This is a genomic window from Alcanivorax sp. HI0083 (genome assembly GCF_001635175.1).
The window spans coordinates 1-9,973 of sequence record NZ_LWFX01000376.1; the positions used below are offsets into that span (position 1 = coordinate 1).

General features: G+C 55.8%; 7 protein-coding genes. 3 read left to right on the top strand and 4 right to left on the bottom strand.

Features of this window, described 5'->3' with window-relative positions; all coding sequences use genetic code 11:
• Positions 1–195: 195 nt before the first annotated feature.
• Positions 196–1,593 carry a Si-specific NAD(P)(+) transhydrogenase gene (gene sthA / locus A3754_RS03895; RefSeq protein ID WP_063518886.1) on the bottom strand — a complete coding sequence of 466 codons (1,398 nt, stop codon included), beginning with the start codon at positions 1,591–1,593 and terminating at the stop codon, positions 196–198.
• 93 nt (positions 1,594–1,686) lie between these two features.
• Between sthA and A3754_RS03900 the strand changes: the two genes are divergently transcribed.
• A complete protein-coding gene (locus A3754_RS03900) occupies positions 1,687–1,977 on the top strand; it encodes a hypothetical protein (protein ID WP_063518887.1) in 291 nt (96 codons plus the stop codon).
• On the opposite strand, the gene A3754_RS03905 is transcribed toward A3754_RS03900, so the two are convergent.
• The 3 genes from A3754_RS03905 to A3754_RS03915 all read right to left on the bottom strand — a co-directional run bounded on the left by A3754_RS03905 (position 1,942) and on the right by A3754_RS03915 (position 8,402).
• Entirely contained in the window at positions 1,942–6,510 is a 4,569-nt protein-coding gene (locus A3754_RS03905; RefSeq protein ID WP_063518888.1) for a choice-of-anchor Q domain-containing protein, read from the bottom strand. The two genes, A3754_RS03900 and A3754_RS03905, sit on opposite strands and share 36 nt — an antisense overlap.
• A gap of 187 nt (positions 6,511–6,697) precedes the next feature.
• Positions 6,698–7,387 (bottom strand): DnaA regulatory inactivator Hda, encoded by a 690-nt coding sequence (hda, locus tag A3754_RS03910; RefSeq protein ID WP_063518889.1) that lies wholly within the window; start codon positions 7,385–7,387, stop codon positions 6,698–6,700.
• A gap of 4 nt (positions 7,388–7,391) precedes the next feature.
• Positions 7,392–8,402 carry a DUF2066 domain-containing protein gene (locus A3754_RS03915; RefSeq protein ID WP_063518890.1) on the bottom strand — a complete coding sequence of 337 codons (1,011 nt, stop codon included), beginning with the start codon at positions 8,400–8,402 and terminating at the stop codon, positions 7,392–7,394.
• A 227-nt stretch (positions 8,403–8,629) separates the two neighbouring features.
• Here A3754_RS03915 and purM point away from each other — a divergent pair, with 227 nt between their 5' ends.
• Both purM and A3754_RS03925 read left to right on the top strand, forming a co-directional pair.
• Entirely contained in the window at positions 8,630–9,673 is a 1,044-nt protein-coding gene (purM, locus tag A3754_RS03920) for a phosphoribosylformylglycinamidine cyclo-ligase (protein ID WP_063518891.1), read from the top strand.
• Positions 9,670–9,973, top strand: a 304-nt coding sequence (locus A3754_RS03925; protein WP_304439800.1) for a phosphoribosylglycinamide formyltransferase, incomplete at its 3' end; no start/stop codon positions are given. The genes purM and A3754_RS03925, both read left to right, overlap by 4 nt.

A 9,973-nucleotide genomic window follows, 5' to 3' on the forward strand; every position in this document is an offset into this window, starting at 1 on the left:
GGCCTTTCACAGCACCCCCGCCAATCGCGGCGGCAGCGGTGCTACCCAGGTGCTGGTACGTAAAAACAGCCAGGCCCGGCAGAAGAATCGCGAGTTCTTTATCGAAGCGGGCAAACAGCAACGCTGAATCACACCTGTGCCGGCCGAACAGACAGAACCGGAGGGATAAGCGCATTCCCTCCAGTCAGCGATACCCTATCGCTTAATCCGATTCAGCCCGTTGATTGCCGCCACCCGGTAAGCTTCGGCCATGGTTGGGTAGTTGAAGGTGGTATCAATAAAGTACTCCAGCGTGTTGTTTTCACCGGGTTGACGCATGATGGCCTGACCCACGTGGACAATCTCCATGGCTTGATAGCCAAAACAGTGGATACCCAACACCGCCAACGTCTCACGATGAAACAGAATTTTCAGCATGCCTACCCGCTCGCCAGTAATTTGCGCCCGGGCCAGGTTTTTGAAGAAGGCCTGCCCCACGTCATACGGCACTTTGGCTTCGGTCAATTCCTGCTCGGTCCGCCCAACGCTACTGATCCCGGGAATGGTATAAATGCCCGTGGGCACGTCTGTTACCTGGCGCACTTCGTCACCAGCAATGGCGGCGGCACAGAAACGCCCCTGATCGTAGGAGGCGCTGGCCAGTGATGGCCAGCCCACCACATCACCCACGGCATAGAGCGTGTCCATCTCAGTCTGATAGCGCTCATTGACCTTGAGCTGCCCACGACTGTTGGCTGCAACCCCCACATTTTCCAGGCCAATATTCTGGGTGTTCCCGGAACGGCCGTTACACCACAACAAGGCATCCGCGCGCAGTTTCTTGCCGGATTCCAGCTCCAGCGTTACGCCCTCGTCATCCGCCGTCACCCGTTTGTAGTGTTCACCCTGGCGAATGGTGCAGCCTTGCTCACGCAGGTGATAGCTGAGCGCATCGGAAATTTCCGTATCCAGAAAATCCAGCAAGTGCTCACGGGAGTTCACCAGGTCCACCCGGATGCCAAGCCCGGTGAAGATGCAGGCATACTCCGAGCCGATGACCCCGGCACCATAGACTAGGATATGCCGCGGCGTATGGTCCATGGTCAGGATAGTATCCGAGTCGTAGATGCGCGGATGAGAGAAGTCCACGTCATCCGGGTGGTAGGGACGTGATCCCGTAGCGACCAGAATATTGCGGGTTTTCAGCAAGTGCTGGCGGCCTGCATGGTCATCGACCCGCACTTCTTGCGGTGACAGAATCTCACCACGACCCCCGAACACGGTAACCCGGTTACGGACATAAAAGTCCGTTCGAACCTGCACCTGAGAGTCTATTACCTCGCGGGTGCGGGCAATCAGATCCTGCCAGCGGATTTCGCGGGGCTTGATGATGCCGCGTAGCAAGGGATTCCGCTGGGTACGAATCACCTGTCGCACCTGATGCCGCAACGCCTTGGAGGGAATCGTGCCCCAGTGGGTGCAGTTCCCGCCCAACGACGACTGATCCTCTACGATCGCCACCTTTAGATCTTTCTTGGCCGCCTGCATCGCCGCCGCTTCACCCGCAGGGCCACTACCAATCACCACAAGATCCCAACCGGCACTGATATCCATTCACCTCTCCTTTCTACTGTTACAGAGAGTATAGGGAGGTAGCGAGACAAGCACGAGTTGGACTAGAGTCGAAACACAGCAAGGAGGAAGATCATGGATGACCACAGCGGCAAAAAAACCTCACTGATTGCCCGCGGCAGCCGTAAATCCGGGCACTGGCTGATCACGCACCCCATGGGGGCACTACAGATTCTATTGGCGCTTTTGGCCATCATTATCGTTTTTCAGAACCTGGAACCCACCAGCATCGACATCCTGTTCTGGACCCTGGTGGACGTTCCCAAGCTTGTGTTGCTGATGGCCAGCATGCTGTTCGGGGCAGTGGTGTGGGAAACCCTGCGGCGGGTGCTACGCCGCCACTCGGCGACGCAGCAAAAGGATTAGCCCACCCAACATGGCCCAGCCAAGACTACCACCCGACCCGGCCGAGGTTTCGTCGTTGGGGTAAGTGATAGTGAAAGTGGCTTGTTTAGAGGTAACGTCACATTTATTGTCTTCGACTGTCACCGTAAATGTATCCTTGAAGGTATTGTAATTCCCTTCGGGGACATAGGTGATTTGCCCCGCCACATCCAGGAAAATCCCATAACCTACCGCGTTATGATTCTCATCCTTCTTGCTAAAACTGGGCTCTTTGACCAAGTTGACCTGATATCGCCTCTTCGGAGGAGAAATACCGTCCGACCACATTTCTTCCCAATCGACAACCTGACCCGGATCATCTGGGTCAGACATGCTTAGCGTGAATTCTACGGATTGGCCAGGGTCATTCAGACGCGAGAGGCTTTCCAGTTCCGGCGGTTTGTCGTTAATCGTTAACTCAACCGTAGCCCAGTCCGACGTATCTACAGGGTTAGCCCAATCCGAGCAATCACTTGCATTCCCAGAACATAGCCCTTCGCTATCCTGAAATCGATACAGGAAAGCAGTTTTTACCGGAGCGTTAGCGGTTGCACTACATACCGAATCAGCGAACGCAGGGCTGGGTCGTGACGGCTCATCAACCAATGACGGAGGCGTATAAAGAATAACACAGTCATCTGCTACATCCCCGTCATCAAAAACATCTGGATTCGCATCAATAATGAACTGCGGAATCGGATCGCCACAATGCAGGTCATAACCGTCGCGATTTTCATTATAGTACTGCCAAACAAAATCGATGGTCTCGACAACATCGTCACCATTCCCATCTTGGTACGTCAGTTCAAACCGTGTGGGATCCTCAGCACTCTGCACAAAAAACTCACCGGTTCCCACATATACAACAGGATCCGCGTCCGGATCATCAATCTTGGCACGCTCAAATTCGAATATGCCGTTTTTAAATATGACGGGATCAACGCTGTCATCCAGCAAAATAATTTCTGCTCCATCGCTGGCCAGATCATTATCTAAAAGATCTACGCTAGCGCGAAGCCCTGAAGAAACCGCATTACTGCCTTCGTCATCTCCAGCCGTTATCTGCTGGTACTCATAAGCACCAAGGTCACAACGTCCTCCCGCTGTTCGAGAAATTCCCCGCAAGTCAACAGACCGGCAGTTTAGAGGCGAGCTGGCACCCGCCGCCAGTGAGGCCTCATCATTGCCCGCATCTACCAGATCACCATTCGGCTCTATCGTCAGGTAGGGCGGAGCATAGTTAGTATTCGTTCCTGTACCCGGCTCATCGGTCAACATATCAGCAAGCTCTGCTACATCTACGTTTTCCAAATTCGTAGCGTCAGGATCATCACTCTTTGCCGCGCAAGCTGTAGAAGAAAAAGCATTATAAAAACTCTCTTCCAACTCTGCCGGCTCTGCTCCCACGCTTGAGGTACAAGCACCGCTATTGAAGTAGATGCTGTTCGACATTTTAACTTCAGCATCCGAACCATTCCCTAAATCGATCCCCGCATCATTATCCCGGAAGGTCGCATTCATAAGGTTGGCATTCACCAAACTATTGGTCAGATCGAGAGCCGCTCCGCCCTCGTTATCGAAAAAGGTACTATTGGCAATTTCAATCCGGCCTTTAGCAATATTAGCTTTCAGAACGCTGCCTGCGCCTGCCACCGTATTCCCGGCAAAGGTGCTGTCGACCATGGCGATTTCGATACTTTCCTCGTTCTGAGAGGTAGTAAACAGAACTCCACCGTTCGTCGCATGATTATCATGCACATAGGTTCGATTGAACGTCAGTAACTTCTTGTTGCCCGCATTACCGCGAACATAGACCACGCCACCGGACTCGTCTGCCTGATTTCCAGCAATCACAACCCTGTCAAAAATTATTGACCCGCCAGTCAGAATTGCCGCACCGGACCCGCTATCACCAGCGCCTTCCGCTCTTCCACCTTCCAACGTCAAATACTGGAAGGAGACTGTCGGGTGCGCGGACTGTGGGTTAATAGGCCGCACTTCGAAAAGTCGATGATCTCCCTTACCTATAATCTGCGTTACGGTGTCCTCGTCATCATCCGGATCATCAAGCACCCCCTTGCCCACAAGTTCCACGCTACTGTCAACAATCAAGGTATCTGCTAACTTGATCTCAATGGCAGGAATAAGAATACGGTCTGTTGAATTAGTGCCATAGGCGCAATCCGGGTTTCCGTCTCCAGAGGCATTCGCTAACGCTTCGCGCAAGGTGCAAATGCCATCGCCCTTGATGGCAGGCGATTGATCCTGGGCTTCAGGGCTTGGATTATCTGTATCCCCCACCACATCCACCACGATATCTTTTGCCAGCACAGGACCAGACAGCATGGTTATCAGCAATATCAGCGCTCGATTGTGGCGGCGCAGCATTCCCACCAAAACCAGCAACAGCAGCAGACCAGCGCCTTGGGCTCCAATGCTCTTTTTCTCCGTCAAGCCACTTGCGGGCTCTGATACCAAATTCGCAATATCATTAAAACCTCGCCCCGTATCGGTGCCACCCACAAAGGCGCTTTCACTCACCTGGTAACGTAGTTGGTCCACGCCATGGAAATTATCGGACGGGGTGTAGCGAATTTTCGGATAAAACCGGTCCACTTCACTGTCATCCACATCACTGGACAACTCTTCGCCATCGGTATCCAGGCGAATAATTTCAATCACGGCACTACCACGACCCGGTGTCGTAATGACGTCCAGACACTCCGGATAAGTCGAAGGATTGTCATAATCAAAACCAGACACTAAACCACAATCCACCCAAGTATCATTTCTGTCATTCTCGAGCACATCAGCGAGAACGGACTGACCACTGATCAAGGCAATTTCATCAGACTGGGCCGTCGCGCGTAGAAATTCCACTGCCCCAACATCACAACGCCCACCGGCCCCTGCACGGGCCTTCCCTCGGTTATCGTTGGTTTCACACAAATCTGTTGTTGCTGTTTCGGGGTTGCCCCGGTCGAGCAAGCTAGGGGCAAAGTCGTCACCTCCAACTCCATCCACACCAACTACGGCCAAAGGCAATGGATTCGGCAAGTAACCAGGATAGGGACCATCCAGCTCTTCCGCTGTCATCGGGTCACAACCGCCCTCCTCCGGGCCTCCTGCTCCCTCTGCATCAACCTCACAAGCGATGCCGCCTTTGCCTAGAAAAATATCTGACTGAGCCGTATTGGGGTTAACTGTCGCCCCCGTATCCATATTGTTAACACAGCCAGGATCATCGGTGATCACATACTCAATACGAGCAGCAGTGGGACGCGTGGTTTCTTCTTCCACAAGAGCGGTACCGTCACAGGCGCCCTCATTACCGACAACAACAGAATGCAGGATATGGGTGGTTGGTCCCTGTTCATCCAGGTCAACGTCAGGGTCAACAGGAATGCCTTCCAGGCTCAAGCCAATACCGTCATTGAAAGCGATAGTCATATTCAGCAATCCGGATGCGTAATTTTCCCTCTCAACCCGGATACCCCCACTGCGATTATTGGCCAAGGTACCGTTTGATAAACCAAACTGTACTTGCGGTTCGTCTTCCTCAACCCCTTCATCATCAAGTTCTGGTACAAAAGCAGCTATGTAAATAGTGGCGCTCTCTGCAGTCCAAGGATCAACCGCGTTTCCGGCCATGTAAAAACCGATGCCAGTAAAACCGCCACGAAAATCATCAGAGGTAGCGATGACAGCACCGTTTTCCCTGGCAACGTTATTCTCAAAGCGTCCTCCCTTCTCAAATGACAAGACGCCTTTCCCAGCCAGGTAAATCGCGCCCCCCTGTTTGGCGCAGCCATTCTGAAGCGTCATATTCTCAGCAATAATCACGGTACCCGAAGAACGTATCAGGCCGCCCTCGTCAACCGCTAGGGAATCCGTACAAACAAGTGGGTCGTCAGCATCGCTGGCAGGCCCCAAACGCATGTTTTTCACGGTAAGCGAGTTGCTTTCTTGAATGTTGAACAGGCTGGCAGGCCCAGCGCTCGGAGCAGGGGCCAGAGCCGGTAAATTATCCAGGTCAGGATCTTCAAAAGCCGCCAACGCCACAGTAAAGCTGACCTCACTTTTCAGCTTTATATCTTCCGAGCAGGGATCATCCGAACAGTCAACCGGCTGCTGAACTGGTTCGTCATCAGGATCATCCGGTTCAATAGTTTCAAACCGGACCTTCAAACCTCCACTAATTGGCAGCTCACCCTCACTAAGAAAGTAGGTTTCACCAGCAACCAATTTGATCGTGTTCGAACCTGTGCCTGCCTCACAGCCATCCACGGCAACTTGATAATTGCTTGCATAGACAGCCTCCCGCACAGAGCAAAGGCCATCTTTCTCAGCAAACCGCACCTCATAAGTCGATTCTTCACCGGCATCATCGACACGCACGACCTCTTCGAATGCCACGTCCGAGGTGGTCTCGATATTGTAAGTCGTTGCATGGGAGGTGGCCGCAAAAATCAAGGCGCAGCCAGCAAGGCACTGCCGTAGCCCAAGGTGGCGCATTCTGTTCTCCTGCAGGCTTTGTGCCTGGCGTTATTGTTCTAATGTGGTTCTTGCGCTTTGTGATACACAAATATCTGCACCGTGTCGCCTGCCGAGCGTGCCACGAGGCGTGTAACCCAATGTTATAAAGCGCAATATATCGCCTATTCAGGTAGCGAACTGTTGTTTATTCGTTAAGCGCCCATTTTTACCACCCCAGCGCATCCTTGACAAAGGGAATCGTGACAGAGCGCTGTTGCGCCAGGGCCAGACGGTCCAGATCGCTCAATAATTCCATCAAGGCGCCAGCGGACCGCTCACTGCGCAAGACGATGTAATGGGCCACTTCCGGTTCCAGTCGCAAGCCCCGCGCCCTGGCTCTTTCCTGTAATAGCGCCTGTAAATCTTCGTCTTCCAGCGACATCAGCCGGTAGACCGGGCCCGCCGCCAAACGGGTAGCGAGATCAGGCAGCATCAAGCCCATTGCCCCCGGCGACGCATTGGCGGTGACCAGCAATCGTCCACCCAACGACATCAGCCGGTTATAAAGGTGGAACAGGGCTTCTTCCCAGGCAGGCAGGCCGGCAAACAACTGACAATCATCAATGGCCAGCAGCCCGAACTGTTCCATGGATTCCAGCACTTCCGGAACCAGTGGAATGATTTCGCTGGCAGGCAGTAGACAAGCATCCAGACCATTGTGCTGGGCCAGTCGCACTGCACCCTCCAGCAAATGACTTTTGCCCTGCCCGTTACCTGCCCAGAAAAACGCCTGCCGGTCGACACCTTCCACCGCCTCACGAAGCCCGGCAATGGCAGCGCCATTGGGACCCGCGTGGAAATTATCCAGGGCATTGCCCTCGCGAAGCTGCAGGGCCAGGGGAAGTTGCGCACTCATGGAATCAACGCCAGCAGTAATGCCATTGGGGCCCGGCCACCGCCGGATCCGGGCAGGCGCGCAACTGGGGAGACAGCTCCAGCAGGTTGCGCAACTGCTCGTCGCTGGCACTGAAATCCAGCCCAAAGGTCAGCGTAGTACCGGAGGCCTGTACCAGTGAGGCTCGACGCATCCCGCTCAGGCCCGCCAGAAATTGTTGTAACGTAAACCAGTCCTGCAGCTGGTCGACCTGATCCACCACCAGCAGGGTGCGCAAATCGCTTACTGCGCCTTTCACCGCATAGCGGGCGGCCAGCTGGTCGGTGACACGGTCGATCAACGCAGTCACGGCCTCCCCGTCGTTCGCCGTTTTCTCCCGGCCGTCTTCCAGAGTGCTTTTGTCTTTCAGGACTCGCCAGCTCACCGTGGCCGGCTCACCCTGATACAGCACAGCAGCAGCAATCAGCTCATGGGGGTAGCGGCTGGAGGCGTCACGCAATTGCTGATCGAAACGGCCACGGATGTCTGCCACGTTCAAACGCCCCTGATCCTCGCTATCCCACTTCGGGATGACGAGGGTCAGGCCACGTCGCTGGGCTTGCGCAACCAACTGCGCATAAAGCGGGTGACCGTCCACCACCATCTCGCCGCGGCCTGCGCCCTGCTCCACCAGCCAAAGCAGCACCCTGGGCCGAGGCATCCCCCACACCGATGCGCCCTGCTCCGCCATGAAGGCCATCAGGCCATTCACGTCATAACGGGCCTGCAAGGCACTGCTGCCATCATCCAGCGTGTTGTAATCGTAGCGGGTCACCCAGCGATCCAGCCGTGAAGCGGCTTCACTAGCCACCGCCTCATTGAGTACATCCCGCTGCCCGCTCAGACGCACCAGCATCTGCTCCAGGCCCTCAGCCAACGCGTCCTGCCGCTGCTCGTCGCCACGGCCATCCACCGGCACCTGCACTGTATCCAGCGATTCTGCCTGGGCCAGCAGGCTCCATCCCAACAACACGGCCAACAATCCAATAAAACGCATGGGCGCTCATTCCAACCGAAAATTCAAGCGCGCTATTATCACCTATTCACCTCAGCCACGCGAACCCGTTTCCGGCAAATTACAGGGCAAATCCCTGAGCGAAGCGACCTTATCTGTCGGACGAAACCCGCTTTCCCTGAGTTTAACGCCCCAAGGCGTCACGCAGAGGTTCCCCAGCAGGCAGGCCCGTTGCTAGAATACGCGCCTTCACCAACCCGGAGCCCCCCATGACCGAACAGAAACGGCCACTGACGTACCGTGACGCAGGTGTCGATATCGACGCCGGTAACGAGCTGGTTAAACGCATCGCCCCAGTTGCCAAGCGGACCCGTCGCCCGGAAGTGCTGGGCGGTCTCGGCGGTTTCGGCGCCCTCTGCGAGTTGCCCACCAAGTACAAGAACCCGGTTTTGGTGGCAGGTACTGACGGTGTGGGTACCAAGCTGCGGCTGGCCATCGACCACAACCGCCATGAGAAAGTGGGCGTCGATCTGGTCGCCATGTGCGTTAACGACCTGATCGTGGGCGGGGCCGAACCGCTGTTCTTCCTGGATTACTACGCCACCGGCAAGCTGGACGTGGAGATTGCCACCAGCGTGGTCACCGGTATTGGCGAAGGCTGCGAACTGGCCGGTTGCGCCCTGATCGGCGGTGAAACCGCAGAAATGCCCGGCATGTATGAAGGCGAAGACTACGACCTGGCGGGTTTCTGCGTCGGCGTGGTGGAAAAAGACGGCGTACTGGATGGCAGCAAGGTCGAAGCCGGCGACAAGCTGATCGCTCTGGGCGCCTCCGGCCCCCACTCCAACGGCTACTCCCTGATTCGCCGTATCATGGCCCAGGCAGACACTGACATCGATCTGGACGGCAAGCCGTTGATCGAGCACCTGCTGGAACCCACCCGCATTTACGTGAAATCCCTGCTCAAGTTGATTGAACAGGTGCCTGTCCACGCCATGGCACACATCACTGGCGGTGGCCTGCCAGAAAACCTGCCGCGGGTGCTGCCGGACAACGTCCGTGCCGTGATCGACACCAAAAGCTGGGAATTCCCGGCCGTATTCCAGTGGTTGCAGCAGGAAGGCCAGGTACCCGCCTTTGAGATGTACCGCACCTTCAACTGCGGCGTGGGCATGGTCATCGCTGTCCCCGCCAGCCACGTGGACGACGCCCTCGCCCTGCTGGAAGCCGAAGGCGAAAACGCCTTCCTGATCGGCGAAATCCAGGCCGGCGACGGCGAGCCAGACGTAGTGTTGGACGGACTGCCAGAGTGACACACCAGCTGGCGGTATTGATCAGCGGCTCAGGCACCAACCTGCAAGCGATCATGGATGCCCAGAAAGCAGGCACTCTCGACGCCGAGATTGCTGTGGTGTTCTCCAACCGCGCCAACGCCGCCGGCCTCGAGCGGGCCGCACAGGCGGGCATCCCCACGGCCAGCCTGGACCACCGCGACTACCCGGACCGGGAGCAGTTCGACCAGGCCATGATCGAGGTGCTCACCCCCTATGCCCCGGATACCGTCGTGCTGGCCGGTTTCATGCGCATCCTTTCAGCTGTCTTTGTTCGCCATT